Below are 19,413 nucleotides of genomic sequence, written 5' to 3'. Positions count from 1 at the left end.
GAAGTGTGATGAAGTTAGCCATCGTTACGGCCTGTCCGAACGGCAAAATCAGCAGCGTCCTCAGTGCACGTCTGCTGGATGCAGCGGCCCAGCGCCAGGGTTGGAGCACCAGCGTCGAGATCCATGATCCGCGTCATCCGGAGAAGCAACTGTCGCCGGGCGAGATCGAAGCGGCCGACTGGGTTCTGGTCGTCAACACCGGCGCGCTGGACCTGGCGCGCTTCGCCGGCAAGCGCCTGTACCAGGCCACGCCCGCCCAAGCATTGCAGGACGCCGATGGCTTTCTGCGTTCAGCGGCGGCGCTGGCCAGCGAGCACACCGCGACTTCTGCTGCGCCGACTGCTTCCAGCGCGCAGCCGCGTCTGGTGGCGGTGACAGCGTGCCCGACCGGCGTTGCCCACACCTTTATGGCGGCCGAGGCGATTCAGCAGGCAGCCAAAAAGCTCGGCTATGAACTGCAGGTGGAAACCCAGGGCTCGGTCGGTGCGCGTAACCCGCTCAGCGCCCAGGCCATCGCCGACGCCGATGTGGTGCTGCTGGCGTGTGATATCGAAGTCGCCACCGAGCGTTTTGCCGGCAAGCGCATCTATCGCTGCGGCACCGGTATTGCGCTCAAGCAAGCTGAAGCGACGCTGAAGAAAGCGCTGGCGGAGGCGGAGGTTGAGTCCACGGCTTCAACGTCCAAGGCCTCTTCCAAAAGGAAAAGACCGGCGTCTACAAACACCTGCTCACCGGCGTGTCTTTCATGCTGCCGATGGTGGTGGCGGGCGGTTTGCTGATCGCACTGTCGTTCGTGTTCGGCATTCATGCGGCGGAAGAACCGGGCACGCTGGCGGCAGCCTTGAAACAGATCGGCGCGGGCGCGGCGTTCCAGTTGATGGTGCCGTTGCTGGCCGGTTACATCGCTTATTCCATTGCCGACCGTCCGGGCCTTGCGCCGGGGATGATCGGTGGTCTGCTGGCGAGCACCTTGGGCGCGGGCTTCATTGGCGGCATCATCGCGGGATTCCTGGCGGGTTACAGCGCCTGGGCGGTGAATCGCTACGCGAAGTTGCCGGCCAGTGTCGAAGCGCTGAAGCCGATTCTGATCATTCCGCTGCTGGCGAGCCTGTTCACCGGTCTGGTGATGATCTACGTGGTGGGCAAGCCGGTGGCCGGTATGCTCGAAGGGCTGACCCACTTCCTCGACACCATGGGCACGGCCAACGCGGTGCTGCTCGGCGTGCTGCTGGGCGCGATGATGTGCGTGGATCTGGGTGGGCCGATCAATAAAGCGTCCTATGCGTTTTCGGTGGGCTTGCTGGCCTCGAGCAGCGGCGCGCCGATGGCGGCAACCATGGCGGCTGGCATGGTGCCGCCGATTGGCATGGGCATCGCGGCATTGATCGCCCGGCGCAAGTTTGCCCAGAGTGAGCGTGAGGCGGGCAAAGCGGCGTTCGTGCTGGGGCTGTGCTTCATCTCCGAAGGCGCGATTCCGTTTGCGGCGAAAGACCCGCTGCGGGTGATTCCGGCGAGCATCGTCGGTGGCGCGCTGACCGGTGCCCTGTCGATGCTCTTCGGCTGCAAACTCATGGCGCCCCACGGTGGGTTGTTCGTGCTGCTGATCCCGAATGCGATTAACCATGCGCTGCTGTATCTGCTGGCGATCGTGGCGGGCAGCGTCGTGACGGGCGTGCTGTACGCGCTGCTGAAACGACCGGAAACGGCAGAGCTGGACGCGGTGCCCGCCGGCGCGTAATCGCCGACCGCACCGGCCTCTTCCCGGCTAAAGCCGGTCCTACAAATTGTGGCTCCAGCCGGTCCTGTTGGATGCACGCGATGCTTTTGTAGGACCGGCTTCAGCCGGGAAGAGGCCCGTCGGCACACCATCAAAAAATGCGGTGTGAATACCGACGCCTTCCCGGCTAAAGCCAGTCTACAAAGTGCATGCGGTCAGTGGGACCGGCTTTAGCCGGGAAGAGGCCGGTGTTTTCGCCATCAGATTTTTGGTGTGAATGCTGACGCCTTCCCGGCTAAAGCCAGTCCTACAAGTGCGCGGTCCGGCTTCCGGAGATGTGTCGGATGTTCGGGCCTCTTCGCGAGCAAGCTCGCTCCCACAGGGCGAAGTATGGCACTGGATTTTGTGCCAGCCAGGGTCAACATTCAGCCTCACCCCACGGCCCTGTCATCTCCCGCAAACAATCCGCTGCTAGCGTCCTCCTTTTGGATTCCCTTGAGGAGGATAAACATGTCCCGGTTCGACCTGACTCGCCGCCGTATCATCCAGGCCGCTGGCGCCGGATTGTTGTTGCCGGGGCTTGCGCCGGCGGTCATTGCCTCGGTGAAGGATCGCCCGAAGATGACCGACGGCGTGCAGTCCGGCGATGTGCTCGGCGACCGCGCCATGGTCTGGAGTCGCAGCGACCGGCCGGCGCGCATGGTGGTCGAATGGGACACCCGCAGCATGTTTAGCAACCCCCGCCGCACGGTCTCGCTGCTCGCCGACCAGCGCACGGACTTCACCGCTCGCGTCGAACTGACCGGTCTGCCGGCGGATCAAGCCATCTTCTACCGCGTGTTTTTGAAGACGCGCAAACCGGCGTCGCCAGCGAACCCTGGTTCGGCCACCTGCGCAGCGTGCCGGTCAGTCGCCGCAACATCCGCTTCGTCTGGAGCGGTGACACCGTCGGCCAGGGCTTCGGCATCAACCCCGAGATCGGCGGCATGCGCATCTATGAGGCCATGCGCCTGCGCTTGCCGGACTTCTTCATCCACAGCGGCGACACCATTTACGCCGACGGCCCGGTGCCCGCCGAAGTGGTCACCGAAGGCGGGCGCATCTGGCGCAACATCACCACTGAAGAGAAGAGCAAGGTCGCGGAAACCCTCGACGAATACCGCGGCGCCTACCGCTACAACCTGATGGACGAGAACCTGCGGCGCTTCAACGCCGAGGTCCCGCAGATCTGGCAGTGGGACGACCACGAAGTGACCAACAACTGGTCACCGAGCAAGCAGCTCGACGACCGCTACAAGGTCAAAGACATCCAACTGTTGGCATCCCGCGGGCGTCAGGCGTTTCTCGAATACTCCCCTATGCGCCTGCAGAGCGCCGACAACGGCGGGCGTGTCTATCGCAAGATCGCTTACGGCCCGATGCTGGACGTGTTCGTGCTCGACATGCGCAGCCACCGCGACGGCAACGACGCCAATCTGGCCGACAAGCCCGGGCCGACCACCGCCTTCCTGGGCCGCGAGCAACTGGACTGGCTCAAGCGCGAACTTCAAGCGTCCGGCGCTCAGTGGAAAGTCATTGCCGCCGACATGCCTATCGGCCTCGGCGTGCCCGACGGCGAGATCAGCCCCGGCGTGATGCGCTGGGAGGCGATCGCCAACGGTGAAAATGGCGCGCCAAAGGGCCGCGAACTGGAGGTCGCCGAGCTGCTGGGTTTCCTGCGCCAGCAGAAGGTGCGCGACACCGTCTGGCTCACGGCCGATGTGCATTACTGCGCGGCACACCACTACCACCCGGATCAAGCGGTGTTCCAGGATTTCGACCCGTTCTGGGAGTTTGTCGCGGGGCCACTCAATGCAGGCAGTTTCGGACCTAACACACTCGACAAGACCTTCGGGCCTGAGTTGGTGTTCCAGAAGGCGCCGCCGGCGCAGAACACCTCGCCGTTTGCCGGGTTCCAGTTTTTTGGTGAGGTGAACATCGATGGCCAGAGCGGGGAGATGACCGTGACGCTGCGGGATCTGGACGGGGTTTCGGTGTTTGAGAAGACGCTGCAACCCGCGCCCATCGCCTGACGCATCCTTGGGTTGTACGACCACTGCGCAATTGCCGGTAACACTTCCCGCGCCGCTGGCCTATCATTAGCCACCTAACGACGGCTCAGGGTTTGGCGTGCATGCTGGCAATCTTTCTGGAAACCCTGAACATCACCGCGCCGGTCTTCGCGATGTTGTTTCTTGGCGTATTGCTCAAGCGCGTGGGCTGGATCAACGACAGCTTCATTCACACCGCTTCCTCGTTGGTGTTCAACTGCACCATGCCGGCACTGCTGTTTCTGGGGATCATTCACGCTGACCTGCACGCGGCGTTTCAGCCAGGCGTGTTGATTTACTTCATCGTCGCCACGCTGGCGGGTTTTGCGTTGTCGTGGGGCTGGGCCATCTACCGCGTGCCGTTCGCCGAACGAGGCACGTACACCCAAGGCGCGTTTCGCGGTAACAACGGTGTCATTGGCCTCGCCCTGGCCGCGAGCATGTACGGCGACTATGGCATTTCCCTGGGTGCGATCCTCGCCGCGCTGGTCATTCTTTTCTACAACACCCTGTCCACCGTTGTGCTGGCGGTCTACAGCCCGGTCATCAAGTCCGACCCGTGGAGCATTACCAAGAGCGTCATGGCCAATCCGCTGATCATCAGCATTGTCATTGCGGCGCCGTTCGCCTACTTCCAGATCCCGCTCCCCAAATGGCTCGACACGTCCGGCAGCTATCTGGCGCAGATGACTCTGCCGCTGGCGCTGATGTGCATCGGCGGCACGCTGTCGTTGAAGTCGTTGCGGGATAGCGGCACGCTGGCGATCAGCGCGAGCCTGATGAAGATGGTCTGGCTGCCGCTGATCTGCACGCTGGGCGCGTGGTTGCTGGGCTTCCGTCATGCGGAGCTGGGTATTCTGTTTCTGTACTTTGGCGCCCCGACCGCATCGGCCAGTTTCGTCATGGTCCGCGCGGCCAATGGCAATCACGAGCTGGCGGCGTCGATCATTGTCATGACCACCTTGGCAGCGGCGGTTACCACCAATATCGGGATTTTCATCCTGCAGTGGGGCGGGTGGATTTAGGAATCCCGGCGCTGAAGGGTGGGAGATAGCTGTCGTCCGTACGCCAAGCTTTCGCGCAGCAATCACTTTCCGTGTGGGAGTGAGCTTGCTCACGAAGACGTCACTTCAGCCGCTGAAGATTTGGTGGATGTCCCTGCGCATTCGCGAGCAAGCTCGCTCCCACCATTCGCGAGCCCCTACGATTTTTCAGGGCTTAGTGCTGACGCCGCCATGCTCGCACCGTACCCACCACGATGCACAGGGCGATTACCGGCAGCGCGTAGTGAATCATCAGGCGCTCCAGTCGCTCGGCCAGTGGCATGCCCGTGGTAAACGCCACGATGTGCAGCCCATACACCGCGTACAGCCCGAGCAGCAGCAGCCCCTCCAGCCGGGTGATCCGGTACCCCGAATAGAACAGCGGCACGCACAGCGCCGCGACGCCCAGCATCACCGGCAAATCGAAATCCAGCGCATTGGGCGAGATCGATAACGGCGCGGTGGAAATCAGCGCCGTGATGCCGAGCACACCCAGCAGGTTGAACAGATTACTGCCGATGATGTTGCCCACCGCGATATCGCGCTCGCCACGCAAGGCTGCGATGAGCGAGGTCATCAGCGCGGGCAGCGAGGTCGCAACGGCGATCACGGTCAGGCCGATCACCCGCTCCGACAGGCCCAGATCCAGGGCCACCGAGACCGCCGCGCCGACCAGCAGATGACTGCCAAAGGTCAGCAGGGCCAGGCCGCAGGCCATCAGCGCCAGTCGACCCAGCAGCGGCGTGACGCGACGACGCGGCTCAAGGTCCGTCCTCGCCACATGCCGCGCGCCGTGGGCGAACTGGCGCACCACGACGAACAGATACGCCGCCATGGCCAGCAACAGCACGACGCCATCCAGCGCGCTCAACTCGCCATTCCACGCCAGCGCTGCAACCAGGGCGGTGGCAGCGATCATCAATGGCAAATCAACGCGCACCAGTTGCCGGGCCACGCGCAGGGGGATGATCAGGGCAGACAGCCCCAGCGTGACCAGCACGTTGAAGATATTGCTGCCGATGACGCTGCCCACCGCAATGTCGGTGCTGTCAGTGAACGCCGCTTGCAGCCCGACCGCCAGTTGCGGGGCGCTGCTGCCCAGCGCAACGACGGTCAGGCCGAGAAACAGAGGGCGGGTTTTGAGCAGGGCGGCCAGGGCCACGGCAGCGCGCACCGACAGTTGCGCGCCGAGGATCATCAACAGCAGGCCGCACGCCAGCTCGATGAGCGTAGGCAGGGGAAGATTCGTTAGGGCGAGAATTCAGGGCACCAGTCAGTCGTCGAGGGCTTGTACCCGCACGTGGGCGGTTCCGCTGCGCAGCATACCCAATTGCGCGGCGGCTGCACGTGACACATCGATCAGCCGCCCCCGGGTGTGCGGGCCGCGGTCGTTGATACGGACAATGACCTTGCGGTCGTTGTCCAGGTTGGTGACTTGCACGCGCGTGCCGAACGGCAGTTGCCGGTGCGCGGCGGTCAGGGAATTGGCGTCGAAGCGTTCACCGCTGGCGGTGCGCTGACCATGATGTTGCGAGCCGTAGTACGAGGCGCCGCCGGTGGCGTTGTAACCGTGCGGGTCGATGATGCCGTCACTGGCGCAGCCGGCCAGCAGAGAGAGCAGGGCGCAAGCGCCGAGGATTCGCTGCATGGGGCAGGGTCCTGATCCGGGATTGATCGTTCCCACGCGCCGCGTGGGAATGCAAAGGGTGACGCTCTGCGTTACAAAACAGACGCGGAGCGTCCGGGTAGGTGCTCCCACGCAGAGCGTGGGAACAATCATGCAATCAGGTTGAGTGCCTTCAGCCTTCCAGCTTGCGCTTCAGCAGTTCGTTGACCTGAGCCGGGTTGGCCTTGCCTTTCGATGCTTTCATCGCTTGCCCGACGAAGAAGCCGAACATCTTGCCGCGTTTGGCTTCGTCGGACGCGCGATATTGCTCGACCTGCTCGGCGTTGACGGCGAGGACATCGTCCAGCATCGACTCGATGGCGCCGCTGTCGGTGACTTGCTTCAGCCCGCGCTGCTCGATGATCTCGTCGGCGCTGCCTTCACCATTGGCCATGCCCTCAAACACCATCTTGGCAATCTTGCCGGAAATGGTGTTGTCCTTGATCCGCAGCAGCATGCCGCCCAACTGTTCAGCGCTGACCGGCGACTCGTCGATCTCGACGCCTTGCTTGTTCAGCAACGAACCCAATTCGACCATCACCCAGTTGGCCGCGAGCTTCGCGTCGCCGGAAATGCTGACCACCTTCTCGAAGAAGTCCGCCTGCTCACGGCTGGACGCCAGGACGCTGGCGTCGTACAGCGACAGGCCGAACTGCGACTGGAAGCGCTCGCGTTTCTGCGGCGGCAGTTCCGGCAACGTGGCGCGGGTATGCTCCAGGAATGCGTCTTCGATGATCACTGGCAACAGGTCAGGATCGGGGAAGTAACGGTAGTCGTTGGCTTCCTCCTTGCTGCGCATGGCACGGGTTTCGTTAGTGTTCGGGTCGTACAGGCGGGTCTGCTGAATGACCTTGCCGCCGTCTTCGATCAGGTCGATCTGGCGCTGGATCTCGCTGTTGATCGCCTTCTCGATGAAGCGGAACGAGTTGACGTTCTTGATCTCGCAGCGCGTCCCGTACTCAACCTGGCCTTTTGGACGAATCGACACGTTGCAGTCGCAGCGCAGCGAGCCTTCGGCCATGTTGCCGTCGCAGATGCCGAGGTAGCGAACCAGCGCGTGCATGGCCTTGACGTAGGCGACGGCTTCTTTGGCCGAACGCATGTCCGGCTCGGAAACGATCTCCAGCAACGGCGTACCGGCGCGGTTCAGGTCGATGCCGGTCATGCCGCTGTAGTCTTCGTGCAGGCTCTTGCCGGCGTCTTCTTCAAGGTGGGCGCGGGTCACGCCGATGCGCTTGATGGTGCCGTCTTCCAGGGTGATGTCCAGGTGGCCTTTGCCCACGATCGGCAATTCCATCTGACTGATCTGATAACCCTTCGGCAGGTCCGGGTAGAAGTAGTTCTTGCGGGCGAACACGTTGTGCTGACCGATCTCGGCGTCGATGGCCAGGCCAAACTTGACCGCCATCTGCACGGCTTCCTGGTTCAGCACCGGCAACGTACCGGGCATGCCCAGGTCGACGAGGCTGGCCTGAGTGTTGGGCTCGGAGCCGAACGTGGTGGCGCTACCGGAGAAAATCTTCGATTGGGTGGTGAGCTGGGTGTGAATCTCCAGCCCGATGACGACTTCCCATTGCATGTGTTTTCTCCTTAGAAGCCAGCCGGCGAGCGGGTGTGCCAATCGGTTACTTGCTGATATTGATGGGCAACGTTCAGCAAGCGGCCTTCCTGGAAATACGGCGCCAGCAATTGCACGCCCACCGGCAGGCCGTCGGCGAAACCGGCAGGCATCGACAGACCCGGCAGGCCCGCGAGGTTGGCGGTGATGGTGTAGAAGTCTTCCAGGTACTCGGCGATCGGGTCAGCGTTCTTGGCGCCGATTTTCCAGGCCGGGTTCGGCGTGGTCGGGCCGAGGATCACGTCGACTTCGGCAAACGCGTTCATGAAGTCGTTCTTGATCAGGCGGCGGATCTTCTGCGCTTGCAAGTAGTAAGCGTCGTAGTAACCGGCCGACAGCGCGTAGGCGCCGACCATGATCCGGCGCTGCACTTCAGGGCCGAAGCCTTCACCGCGGGAACGCTTGTACAGATCGGTGAGGTCTTTCGGGTCTTCGCAGCGATAGCCGAAGCGCACGCCATCGAAACGCGACAGGTTCGAGGAGGCCTCGGCCGGCGCGATCACGTAGTAGGCCGGAATCGCGTGTTGCAGGTTCGGCAGGCTGATTTCCTTGACCACGGCGCCGAGCTTTTTCAACTCTTCGACGCTGGCCATGATCAGATCGGCGATGCGCGGGTCCAGACCTGTGCTGAAGTATTCCTTCGGCACGCCAATGCGCAGGCCTTGCAGCGAGGCATTCAGACCGGCGCTGTAATCCGGCACGGGCTCGTCGATGCTGGTGGAATCGTTGACGTCGAAACCGGCCATACCTTGCAGCAACAGCGCGCAGTCTTCAGCGGTGCGCGCCATCGGGCCGGCCTGATCGAGACTGGAGGCGTAGGCGATCATGCCCCAGCGCGACACGCGACCATAAGTCGGCTTCAGGCCGGTCAGGTTGGTCAGTGCAGCAGGCTGGCGAATGGAACCGCCGGTGTCGGTGCCGGTGGCGCCGGGCAGCAGACGCGCCGCCACCGCCGCCGCTGAACCGCCGGACGAGCCGCCCGGGACGTGCTCCAGGTTCCACGGGTTTTTCACCGCGCCGTAATGGCTGGATTCGTTGGCCGACCCCATGGCGAATTCGTCCATGTTGGTCTTGCCCAAGGTCACGGTGCCGGCGGCGGCGAGCCTGGCAACCACGGTGGCGTCGTAGGGCGCCTTGAAGTTGTCGAGCATCTTCGACGCGCAGCTGGTGCGAATGCCCTTGGTGCAGAAGAGGTCCTTGTGCGCCAGGGAGCGCCCAGCAGCGCGCCGGTTTCGCCTGCCGCACGACGGGCGTCGGCGGCCTGAGCCTGGGTAATCGCCAGGTCTTCGGTGACGGTAATGAAGCTGTTGAGCTGCGGATCCAGCTGGGCGATGCGCGCCAGCAGAGTGCGGGTCAATTCTTCGGAAGAAAACTTTTTATCGGCGAGTCCGCGAGCGATCTCTGCCAGAGTCATTTGATGCATTGCAGGCACATTCCCTTAGTCGAGGACTTTCGGAACCAGATAAAGGCCGTCTTGGACCGCTGGTGCGATGGCTTGATAGGCGTCGCGATGATTGACCTCGGTAACGGCGTCTACACGCAGGCGTTGCGAGGCTTCAAGGGGATGCGCGAGGGGCTCGATGCCGGTGGTATCGACCGCCTGCATCTGGTCAATCAGCCCGAGAATGCTGTTCAGTGCTTCAGTAGTACGCGGGATATCGGCGTCATTAAGGCCCAGTCGGGCCAGATGAGCGATTTTTTCCACGTCGGAGCGATCAAGCGCCATGGGGTTCTCCAGTGGAATGCGCACGGCGCGAGCCGTACGTCAGATTGCGGAACACTACGCCCTTTAAACGGTCATAAGGCCGCGATCTACCAGGGTAGTGCTCGGAAAAACCGCCAATTTAACATATTGGCTCCTTGCCCAAAATCCCTGTCGTTGTTAGAGTTTGCCGCACTTTTTTACCCACGCGTTGCCTAGGGTCCTTTCCCCATGTTCAAGAAACTGCGTGGCATGTTTTCCAGCGATCTTTCCATCGACCTGGGCACTGCCAACACCCTTATTTACGTGCGTGAGCGCGGCATTGTGCTGAATGAGCCATCAGTTGTGGCCATTCGGACCCACGGAAATCAGAAGAGCGTTGTTGCGGTCGGGATGGAAGCCAAGCGGATGCTGGGCCGTACCCCGGGCAACATCGCCGCCATTCGCCCGATGAAAGACGGCGTCATCGCCGATTTCAGCGTCTGCGAAAAAATGCTTCAGTACTTCATCAACAAGGTTCACGAGAACAGCTTCCTGCAGCCAAGCCCTCGTGTGCTGATCTGCGTTCCCTGCAAATCGACCCAGGTCGAGCGTCGCGCCATCCGCGAATCCGCTCTGGGCGCGGGTGCACGTGAAGTCTTCCTGATCGAAGAGCCAATGGCTGCGGCCATCGGTGCCGGCCTGCCGGTCGAAGAGGCCCGCGGTTCGATGGTCGTCGACATCGGTGGCGGTACCACTGAAATCGCGCTGATCTCCCTGAACGGCGTCGTGTATGCCGAATCCGTCCGTGTCGGTGGCGACCGTTTCGACGAAGCGATCATCACTTACGTGCGTCGCAACTACGGCAGCCTGATCGGCGAATCCACTGCCGAGCGCATCAAGCAGGAAATCGGCACGGCCTATCCGGGCGGCGAAGTGCGTGAAGTCGATGTGCGCGGTCGCAATCTGGCCGAAGGCGTGCCACGTGCCTTCACCCTGAACTCCAATGAAGTGCTGGAAGCGTTGCAGGAATCCCTCGCAACCATCGTTCAGGCCGTGAAGAGCGCGCTGGAGCAGTCTCCGCCAGAGTTGGCCTCGGACATCGCCGAGCGCGGTCTGGTGCTGACCGGTGGTGGCGCGTTGCTGCGTGATCTCGACAAGCTGCTGGCCCAGGAAACCGGTCTGCCGGTGATCGTGGCTGAAGACCCGCTGACCTGCGTCGCTCGCGGCGGTGGTCGTGCGCTGGAAATGATGGACAAGCACACCATGGACCTGCTCTCCAGCGAATAAGTCGCCGGATCGCAGCATGTTGCGCTTAACGGGCAGCACCTCACCGTGCTGCCTGTTCGTGTCTGACCTGTTGACGTCGCGCAGCGATGTTGCAAGTCTGACGCCCTGCATTTCCATCAACCCGCATCAGGCCGGTTTCATGTCGCATGAATAAGCACAGTCACACTCACGCATCTCTGGAAGGAGCGGCCCATTAAACCGCTTTTCTCCAAGGGCCCGTCCCTGGGCGTCCGTCTACTGGTGCTGGTCGTGCTGTCTGTGGCCATCATGGTCGTGGACGCGCGTTTCACCCTGCTCAAGCCTGTCCGCAGCCAGATGTCGCTGGTGCTGATGCAGTCTTACTGGATTGCCGATCTGCCCGAGCGCCTGTATCAGGGCGTCGCCAGCCAGTTTGGCAGCCGCACCGAACTCGCCGCCGAAAACGAAAAACTCAAGACCGAGAACCTGCTGCTCCAAGGCCGCCTGCAAAAGCTGGCTGCCCTGACCGAGCAGAACGTGCGTCTGCGCGAGTTGCTGAATTCGTCGGCACTGGTCAACGAGAAAGTCGAAGTCGCCGAGCTGATCGGCATGGACCCCAATCCGTTCACCCACCGGATTATCATCAACAAGGGTGAGCGCGACGGCGTGGTCCTCGGTCAACCGGTGCTCGATGCGCGCGGCCTGATGGGGCAGGTGGTCGAATTGATGCCGTACACGTCTCGCGTGCTGCTGCTGACCGACACCACCCACAGCATTCCGGTTCAGGTGAACCGTAACGGCCTGCGCGCGATTGCCAGCGGCACCGGCAACCCGGAACGTCTTGAGCTGCGCCATGTGGCGGACACCGCCGACATCAAGGAAGGCGACCTGCTGGTGAGCTCCGGTCTGGGTCAGCGGTTCCCGGCGGGCTATCCGGTGGCGACGGTCAAGGAAGTGATTCACGACTCCGGCCAGCCCTTCGCCATCGTGCGAGCGGTGCCGACCGCTGCGCTGAATCGCAGCCGCTATCTGCTGTTGGTGTTCTCGGACGGCCGTTCTCCAGAAGAACGCGCTGCCGACGCCGCGCAGCAGCAGGAATCCCTTGATCGTCAGACGGCTGACCCGTCAGCAGTGCCATCGGCCACTGTGCCCGGTGCTGCCCCAGCCGCCACGCCGAACAAACCGGTCGTTCCGGCCACCGTGCCGAAGCCTGCCGGGCACAGTGCTTCATCGACGCCCGCCAACGCCAATGGCGCAGCGGCTCCGGCGACCACCGCACCGGCGGCAACCACGCCTGCCAAGCCCGCGACCAGCAAGCCGGCCGCCAAACCTGCGGCGAAACCTGCCGCCACCCGACCGGCGACCCCTGCTGCGACCACGGCCGCCCCACGCGAGAGGGAAGAATAATGGCGCGTCACGCTCCCGCACGAAACGGCTGGGTGGTCTGGTTGACCTTCGCCATCGGCCTGCTGCTCAGCGTCTCGCCGCTGCCGCAGTTCATGGAAATATTTCGACCACTGTGGCTCGCGCTGCTGCTGGCCTTCTGGGCGTTGGCGCTGCCGCACAAGATCGGCATGGTCACGGCGTGGATGCTCGGGCTGGCCGAGGACGTGCTGTACGGCACGTTGCTGGGGCAGAACGCGTTGATCCTTACGCTGATTACCTTTCTGGTGCTCTCGTTGCAGCAACGTTTGCGCATGTTCCCCATGTGGCAGCAGTGCCTGGTGATCCTGGTGATTTTCGGCCTCGCCCAACTGGTGCAGCTGTGGCTCAGCGCCCTGACCGGCAACCGTCAGCCGACCCTGGCGCTGGTCTTGCCGGCGTTGGTCAGCGCATTGCTCTGGCCATGGGTCAGCTACGGCCTGCGCGGATTGCGCCTGCGGTTGAAGATCAACTGAGCAATACCATTCAGTGGGACCGGCTGCGGTCTGTCTCAGTAGGACCGGCCTCAGCCGGGAAGAGGCCGGTATGGGCGCCATCAATTTTGCAGCGTGACACCCGACGCTTTCCCGGCTAAAGCCGGTCCCACAGGATGAACGCGATGCTTTAGTGGGACCGGCTTCAGCCGGGAAGAGGCCGGTGTGACCACCATCACGTTAGCGGCATGCACCAAGGCTACGCTTGTGATCAACGACACGGAGACGTCCCATGCCCCAACTTCTTCTTGCCTCCGGCTCCCCGCGCCGTCGCGAATTGCTGACTCAGATTGGCGTGCCATTCACGACCCTGAGCGCCGATATCGACGAAACCCCTCTGGCTGACGAAACCCCAGCCGCTTACGTCCTGCGACTGGCTCGTGGCAAGGCGGACGCCGGGCTGCTACAGCTCGCCAACGATCCTGCGTACCCGACCGCCTGCGTCCTCGGTGCCGACACCGCCGTGGTCCTTGATGGCCGCATCCTCGGCAAACCGGCGGATGAAGCCGAGGCGCTGGCGATGCTCGCCGCACTTTCGAACCGGGAACACGAAGTCCTGACCGCCGTTGCCGTGGTCCACGAAGAGCGCTGCGAAACGCGAACTGTCACCAGCCGTGTCCGTTTCCGCGAGATCCCGGAAGATGAGGCCCGCCTCTACTGGGCCAGCGGCGAGCCCTGCGACAAGGCTGGCGGCTATGGCATTCAAGGGCTTGGCGCGGTGTTCGTGGAAAACCTCAGTGGCAGTTATTCCGCCGTGGTTGGCCTGCCCTTGTGCGAAACCGCAGAAATCCTCCAGCGTTTCGGCATACCCTGTTGGCAACGCCCGGAAGGTGACAAGTCATGAGTGAAGAGATTCTGATCAACATCACGCCGATGGAATCGCGCGTGGCCGTCGTTGAGAACGGGGTGTTGCAAGAGGTGCACGTCGAACGCACTCAACGTCGCGGGATCGTGGGCAATATCTACAAGGGCAAGGTCGTGCGCGTGCTGCCTGGCATGCAGGCGGCATTTATCGACATCGGCCTGGACCGCGCGGCGTTCATTCATGCATCGGAAATCTCCATGCGCGAAGGGCCGGCCGTGGAGACCATCAGCTCGCTGGTCCACGACGGACAGAGTCTTGTCGTGCAGGTCACCAAAGACCCGATCGGCAGCAAAGGTGCGCGGTTGACGACTCAACTGTCGATCCCGTCCCGCTATCTCGTCTACATGCCGCGCACGGCCCATGTCGGCATTTCTCTGAAAATCGAAGACGAAGCCGAGCGCGAACGCCTGAAACAAGTGGTCAGCGATTGCGTCGCCAAGGAAGGGATCAAGGAGAAGGGCGGGTTCATCCTGCGCACGGCGGCCGAAGGCGCGGGCGCGGACGAGATCATGATGGACATCCGCTATTTGCGCAGGCTGTGGGACCAGATTGGTGAGCAGATCAAAACCATCAGCCCGGCCAGCGTGATCTACGAAGACCTGGGCCTGGCGTTGCGCACGCTGCGCGATCTGGTCAGCCCGCGCACCGAAAAGATTCGCATCGATTCACGGGAAACCTTCCAGAAGACCACCCAGTTCGTCGCCGAGCTGATGCCGGAAATCGCCGACCGCCTTGAGTATTACCCCGGCGAACGGCCGATCTTCGACCTGTATGGCGTCGAAGACGAAATTCAGCGGGCGCTGGACCGCAAGGTGCCCCTCAAGTCCGGCGGCTATCTGGTGATCGATCCTGCCGAAGCCATGACCACCATCGACGTCAACACCGGCGCGTTCGTTGGCCATCGCAACCTCGAAGAGACCATTTTCAAGACCAATCTTGAAGCCGCGACGGCCATCGCCCGGCAGCTGCGGCTGCGCAACATCGGCGGCATCATCATCATCGATTTCATCGACATGGAAGACGCCGAGCACCAGCGTCAGGTGCTGCGAACCCTCGAAAAACAACTCGAGCGCGATCACGCCAAAACCAACATCATCGGCATCACCGAACTGGGTCTGGTGCAGATGACCCGCAAGCGCACCCGGGAAAGTCTGGAGCAAGTGCTGTGCGAGCCATGCAGCAGTTGTCAGGGCCGTGGCAAGCTGAAGACACCGGAGACCATCTGCTACGAGATATTCCGTGAGATTCTGCGCGAAGCCCGCGCTTATCAAGCGGTGGGTTATCGCGTGCTGGCCAATCAGAAAGTGGTCGACCGGCTGCTCGACGAAGAATCCGGCAACGTGGCCGAGCTGGAGGTGTTCATCGGCAGGACCATTCGTTTCCAGGTCGAGACCATGTACTCCCAGGAACAATATGACGTCGTGCTGCTCTGAGAGTGCGTGATGCGCCGCGCTGCCGAGTGGCGGTGCCGTTGAAAACAGAAAACAGTGCCCTTGAGGCAGACGGAACGGATGCCGTCCAAAGAGAACACCGCGTGGCGATTGAGCACAACCTGGACGTACCCGCACCTGCACGATTGGGCCGGATTCCACTTGCAGGCAGTTTTTGCGGAGGCGCTGCGACATGGAGCGTCTGACCCGCTTTCTGGCTGTGCTGACCCGTTGGGGGCTGAGCCTGTGCGCCCTCGTCGTGGTGCTGGTTGCCCTGTACGTGAGCGTCGGACGCCAGTTGGTCCCGATGGTGGCCGAATACCGCGCCGACGTCCAAGCCAAGGCTCAGGCCGCGCTGGGCATGCCGGTCAGCATTGGCCGCCTGGAAGGCAGCTGGAGCGGGTTCGCCCCTGTCTTCGTTGCGCGCGACGTGATGATCGGTGACGGCGGCAACGCCGTTCGGCTCGATCATGTGCGGGCCATGCCGGACCTGCTCGCCAGCTTGCGGACTCGCGAAGTCCGCCTCGAACGGCTTGAGCTGGACGGCCTGCAGATCGGCCTGAAAGAAGACCAGAACGGCCACTGGGCACTGCAAGGGCTTCCAGTGCAGCCCGATCAGATTGCCGATCCCGAGAAAATCCTCAACCAGATGCAGATGGTTTCGCAGCTGTCGCTGTTCGACAGCCAGATCACCTTGCAGCCGTATGACCACTCGCCTCTGACGCTGACCTACGTGAGCCTGACGCTGAGGACCGGGAGTCTGCATCAGCGCCTCGACGCTCGCCTGAACCTGCCTGATGGCCAGCCGTTGTCGCTGAATGTCCGCTCTACCGTGCGCGCCCACGAATGGCGCGACGGCAAGGCCGAGGCCTACTTGAGCTTGCCGCAAAGCGACTGGTCGAAGTGGCTGCCGAAGAGCCTGACCCGCGACTGGAAGATCCAGAAGCTCAAGGCCGGCGGTGAGGTGTGGCTGAACTGGGGCAAAGGCAATCTTCAGAACGCGGTTGCGCGCCTGAATGCGCCGCAGTTCAAAGGCGCGTACGCCGACCGCAAACCTGCAAGTATCGATAATCTTGCCCTCAACGCCTGGTTTCAGCGCGACGAAAAAGGCTTTAGCGCCACGCTCGACCCGTTGGCGATGGACCTGAACAGCAAGCGTTGGGAAAGCCACGTTCATCTGCAGCAGACCGCCGCGACGGCCGACGCCGAAGAACTGTGGCACGTTCAGGCTGACCGGCTTGATCTGACGCCGATCACGCCGCTGCTCGACTCACTGGCGCCGTTGCCCGACAAAGTCATGGTGGCGGTCGACCGCCTGAAAGTCACCGGCGGGCTGCGCAACGTGCTGGTCGATTACCGACCGCAGGCCGAGCCGCCCAAGCGATTGAGCTTCGCCGCCAATCTGGACAAGGTCGGGTTCGACGCCTACCACGGCGCGCCGGCGGCGGGGAACGTCAGCGGTGCCATTAGCGGTGATCTCGGCCAAGGCGAACTGCGCCTCGACACCGACGATTTCATGCTGCATCTGGACCCGATCTTCCGTAACGAATGGAAGTACCGTCATGCCAATGCAAAGCTGACGTGGTCGCTGGACGATCAGGGCTTCACGCTGATTGCGCCGTACATCAAGGTCGAGGGGGAAGAGGGCAGCATTGCCAGTGATTTCCTGATCCGCCTGCACTTCGATCACAGCCAGGAAGACTACATGGACCTGCGCGTCGGGCTGGTCGACGGCGACGGTCGCTACACCTCCAAGTATTTGCCCGCCGTGCTCAGCCCGGCCCTCGATCAGCGGCTGCGCACCGCGATTCTGGGGGCAACGTCGATCAGGGTTTCTTCCAGTACCAAGGCTCGATCAACAAGGACGCGCCTGATGTGGCCCGGGTCATCAGCCTGTTCTTCAAGGTGCGCAACGCGAGCCTGGCCTTCCAGCCGGGATGGCCGCAGCTGAACAATGTCGACGGCGATGTGTTCGTCGAAAACAGCGGCGTGCGCATTCGTGCCAACAAAGGTCAATTGCTGAACACTCAAGTCAGCAACGTCGATGTGGACATTCCCCACGTGCCGGCGGGCCAGTCCAGCCATCTGTTGGTGGATGCGGATCTGAAAGGCAGCCTCCAGGACGGTATGAAGATTCTTCAGGAAGCGCCGATCGGCACCGCCCAGACCTTTGCGGGCTGGCAGGCGGAAGGGCCGTTGCAGGGGCATCTCAATCTGGATATTCCGCTGGTCAAGGGTCAGGACCCCAAGGTCGTGATGGATTTCAGTACCGACATCGCGCGGCTCAAGCTCGCTGATCCGGTGCTGGAGCTGACGCAACTGCGCGGGGACTTCCGATTCGATTACACCAAAGGCTTGAGCGGCAAGAACATCAAGGCCGTCGCGTTCGACAAGCCGGTGAACGCCGAGATTTTTGCCGAAGGCAAGCCGGGGGCGCCGGTGACGCGCATCACCGCCAGCAGCCAGATCGCCAGCAAACGCCTGACCGATTGGCTGGGCGTCACGCAGCCGCTGCCGATCTCTGGGGATCTGCCCTATCAGCTGCAGTTGACGTTAAGCGGCAACGCCAGTCAGCTGCAGATCAACTCGAACCTGAAAGGGCTGGCGGTCGATCTGCCAGCGCCGTTCGGCAAAACCTCTGATGAGACGCGCGACACTGATTTCCGTATGAACCTGCAAGGTCCGGAGCGGCGCATTGACGTCGGCTACGGCAACATCGCTAACCTCGCGTTCGCATCACCGCCGGGCGCGTTTGGTGATGGGCGTGGCGAGCTGTTCCTTGGTGAAGGCGGGGCGATCGTGCCGGACAGCAAGGGCCTGCGCGTTCGCGGCTCGTTGCCGGAACTGGACATCGCGCCCTGGCAAGCCATGGCTGAGCGCTACGCTGGCAATGACCCGGGCGGCAGCGCCAAGCAATTACTCAACAGCGTCGATTTGCAGATCGGCAAGCTGACCGCGATGGGCACGACCCTGGAGCAGGTGGGGGTTCAGCTTCAACGCAGCAGCGCCGCATGGGCCCTGTCGCTGGACAGCTCGAAGGTGAAAGGCACGGCAACGTTGCCGGACAGCAAGACTGCGCCTATCGACATCAGCCTGCTGTATGTGCGCTTGCCGGCGCCGGACCCGACCGCGGCGGTCGTTGAAAACGCGCCGGACCCATTGGCGGACGTGGACCCGCGCAAGATCCCTGCGCTGAACATCAAGATCACCCAGCTGTTTCAGGGCGATCAATTGATGGGCGCGTGGTCGCTCAAGGTCCGCCCGACGCCGAACGGCATCCAGATGGCCGACATGAATCTGGGGCTCAAAGGCATTGCGCTGCTGGGCAACGGCGGCTGGGAAGGTACGCCGGGGACGACCAGCAGTTGGTTCAAGGGCCAGGTGAGCGGCAAGAATCTCGCTGACGTGCTGAAAGCCTGGGGTTTCGCGCCCACCGTTACCAGTCAGGAATTCGAGCTGAACGCTGACGGTCGCTGGCCAGGCTCGCCCGCGTGGGTAGGCTTGAAGCGGTACTCCGGCAGCCTGGATGCGACGCTGAAGAACGGCCAGTTCGTTGAGGTCGAGGGCGGCGCGCAGGCGTTGCGGGTGTTTGGGTTGCTCAACTTCAATTCGATTGGCCGGCGTCTGCGCCTGGACTTCTCCGACCTGCTGGGCAAGGGCTTGAGCTATGACAAGGTGAAGGGGCTGTTGGTGGCGAGCGATGGTGTCTACGTCACTCGCGATCCGATCACCATGACCGGCCCGTCCACCAATCTGGAGCTCGACGGCACGCTGGACATGGTCCGCGACCGCGTCGACGCCAAGCTGTTGGTCACGCTGCCGGTGACCAATAACCTGCCGATTGCCGCGTTGATCGTCGGCGCGCCAGCAATCGGCGGCGCGTTGTTTCTCGTCGACAAGCTGCTCGGGGATCGCGTATCGCGCTTCGCCAGCGTGCAGTACAAGGTTGAAGGGCCATGGAAAGAACCCAAGATCACCTTCGACAAGCCGTTCGAGAAACCGCAGTAATCACAGTGCACCCCCAAGGGGACTGATTTATTTACAGCGCTTCACCGTAAATTAATCTGTCCGCCGTGGCTGAGTTCTGCGGTGCAACACCTGCCGCCTTCCCGGCTAAAGCCGGTCCACTGCGGTTGGCT

Annotated in this window: 10 protein-coding genes and 4 pseudogenes; 9 read left to right on the top strand and 5 right to left on the bottom strand. The window is 62.5% G+C overall.

Annotated features, from left to right (window positions below; translation table 11 throughout):
* Positions 1-8: 8 nt before the first annotated feature.
* From JN403_RS24910 to JN403_RS24900, 3 genes and pseudogenes are all read left to right on the top strand, one after another.
* Positions 9-1,738: pseudogene (locus JN403_RS24910) on the top strand (PTS fructose-like transporter subunit IIB).
* Positions 1,739-2,227: 489 nt separating this feature from the next.
* Positions 2,228-3,789, top strand: a pseudogene (locus tag JN403_RS24905) (alkaline phosphatase D family protein).
* 101 nt (positions 3,790-3,890) lie between these two features.
* Positions 3,891-4,832, top strand: coding sequence for an AEC family transporter (locus JN403_RS24900; protein WP_205484705.1), 942 nt, complete (start codon positions 3,891-3,893; stop codon positions 4,830-4,832).
* Positions 4,833-5,025: 193 nt separating this feature from the next.
* Here JN403_RS24900 and JN403_RS24895 read toward each other — a convergent pair whose 3' ends face one another.
* The 5 genes and pseudogenes from JN403_RS24895 to gatC all read right to left on the bottom strand — a co-directional run bounded on the left by JN403_RS24895 (position 5,026) and on the right by gatC (position 9,860).
* Positions 5,026-6,087, bottom strand: a complete 1,062-nt coding sequence (locus JN403_RS24895; RefSeq protein ID WP_275900189.1) for a calcium/sodium antiporter — start codon at positions 6,085-6,087, stop codon at positions 5,026-5,028.
* A gap of 36 nt (positions 6,088-6,123) precedes the next feature.
* Complete coding sequence (locus JN403_RS24890; protein ID WP_205484704.1) at positions 6,124-6,498, bottom strand: septal ring lytic transglycosylase RlpA family protein; 375 nt, start codon at positions 6,496-6,498, stop codon at positions 6,124-6,126.
* 151 nt (positions 6,499-6,649) lie between these two features.
* Positions 6,650-8,095: an Asp-tRNA(Asn)/Glu-tRNA(Gln) amidotransferase subunit GatB gene (gene gatB / locus JN403_RS24885; RefSeq protein WP_205484703.1), complete on the bottom strand. Its 1,446-nt coding sequence runs from the start codon at positions 8,093-8,095 to the stop codon at positions 6,650-6,652.
* 11 nt (positions 8,096-8,106) lie between these two features.
* Positions 8,107-9,557, bottom strand: a pseudogene (gene gatA, locus JN403_RS24880) (Asp-tRNA(Asn)/Glu-tRNA(Gln) amidotransferase subunit GatA).
* Positions 9,558-9,572: 15 nt separating this feature from the next.
* A complete protein-coding gene (gatC, locus tag JN403_RS24875) occupies positions 9,573-9,860 on the bottom strand; it encodes an Asp-tRNA(Asn)/Glu-tRNA(Gln) amidotransferase subunit GatC (RefSeq protein WP_122534975.1) in 288 nt (95 codons plus the stop codon).
* Positions 9,861-10,067: 207 nt separating this feature from the next.
* Between gatC and mreB the strand changes: the two genes are divergently transcribed.
* The 6 genes and pseudogenes from mreB (at position 10,068) to JN403_RS24845 (ending at position 19,282) form a co-directional block, all read left to right on the top strand.
* Entirely contained in the window at positions 10,068-11,105 is a 1,038-nt protein-coding gene (mreB, locus tag JN403_RS24870) for a rod shape-determining protein MreB (RefSeq protein ID WP_020292894.1), read from the top strand.
* A gap of 192 nt (positions 11,106-11,297) precedes the next feature.
* Positions 11,298-12,470 (top strand): rod shape-determining protein MreC, encoded by a 1,173-nt coding sequence (gene mreC, locus JN403_RS24865; RefSeq protein ID WP_205487689.1) that lies wholly within the window; start codon positions 11,298-11,300, stop codon positions 12,468-12,470.
* Positions 12,470-12,961: a rod shape-determining protein MreD gene (mreD, locus tag JN403_RS24860; protein ID WP_065990112.1), complete on the top strand. Its 492-nt coding sequence runs from the start codon at positions 12,470-12,472 to the stop codon at positions 12,959-12,961. Before mreC ends, mreD begins: the two co-directional genes overlap by 1 nt.
* 250 nt (positions 12,962-13,211) lie before the next feature.
* Positions 13,212-13,823 (top strand): nucleoside triphosphate pyrophosphatase, encoded by a 612-nt coding sequence (locus JN403_RS24855; RefSeq protein ID WP_205484702.1) that lies wholly within the window; start codon positions 13,212-13,214, stop codon positions 13,821-13,823.
* Positions 13,820-15,277, top strand: coding sequence for a ribonuclease G (gene rng, locus JN403_RS24850; protein WP_205484701.1), 1,458 nt, complete (start codon positions 13,820-13,822; stop codon positions 15,275-15,277). Before JN403_RS24855 ends, rng begins: the two co-directional genes overlap by 4 nt.
* A 190-nt stretch (positions 15,278-15,467) precedes the next feature.
* A pseudogene (locus JN403_RS24845) lies at positions 15,468-19,282 on the top strand (YhdP family protein).
* Positions 19,283-19,413 lie beyond the last annotated feature (131 nt).

The sequence above is a fragment of the Pseudomonas sp. 15A4 genome (assembly GCF_016925575.1).
Taxonomy (GTDB): Bacteria; Pseudomonadota; Gammaproteobacteria; order Pseudomonadales; family Pseudomonadaceae; genus Aquipseudomonas.
This window is presented reverse-complemented; position numbering and strand designations above follow the sequence as displayed.

Excerpts from the sequence above, each read along its gene's own strand:
- JN403_RS24900 (WP_205484705.1), top strand. The coding sequence starts at position 3,891 with ATGCTGGCAATCTTTCTGGAAACCCTGAACATCACCGCGCCGGTCTTC.
- JN403_RS24890 (WP_205484704.1), bottom strand. The coding sequence starts at position 6,498 with ATGCAGCGAATCCTCGGCGCTTGCGCCCTGCTCTCTCTGCTGGCCGGC.
- gatB (WP_205484703.1), bottom strand. The coding sequence starts at position 8,095 with ATGCAATGGGAAGTCGTCATCGGGCTGGAGATTCACACCCAGCTCACC.
- gatC (WP_122534975.1), bottom strand. The coding sequence starts at position 9,860 with ATGGCGCTTGATCGCTCCGACGTGGAAAAAATCGCTCATCTGGCCCGA.
- mreB (WP_020292894.1), top strand. The coding sequence starts at position 10,068 with ATGTTCAAGAAACTGCGTGGCATGTTTTCCAGCGATCTTTCCATCGAC.
- mreD (WP_065990112.1), top strand. The coding sequence starts at position 12,470 with ATGGCGCGTCACGCTCCCGCACGAAACGGCTGGGTGGTCTGGTTGACC.
- JN403_RS24855 (WP_205484702.1), top strand. The coding sequence starts at position 13,212 with ATGCCCCAACTTCTTCTTGCCTCCGGCTCCCCGCGCCGTCGCGAATTG.
- rng (WP_205484701.1), top strand. The coding sequence starts at position 13,820 with ATGAGTGAAGAGATTCTGATCAACATCACGCCGATGGAATCGCGCGTG.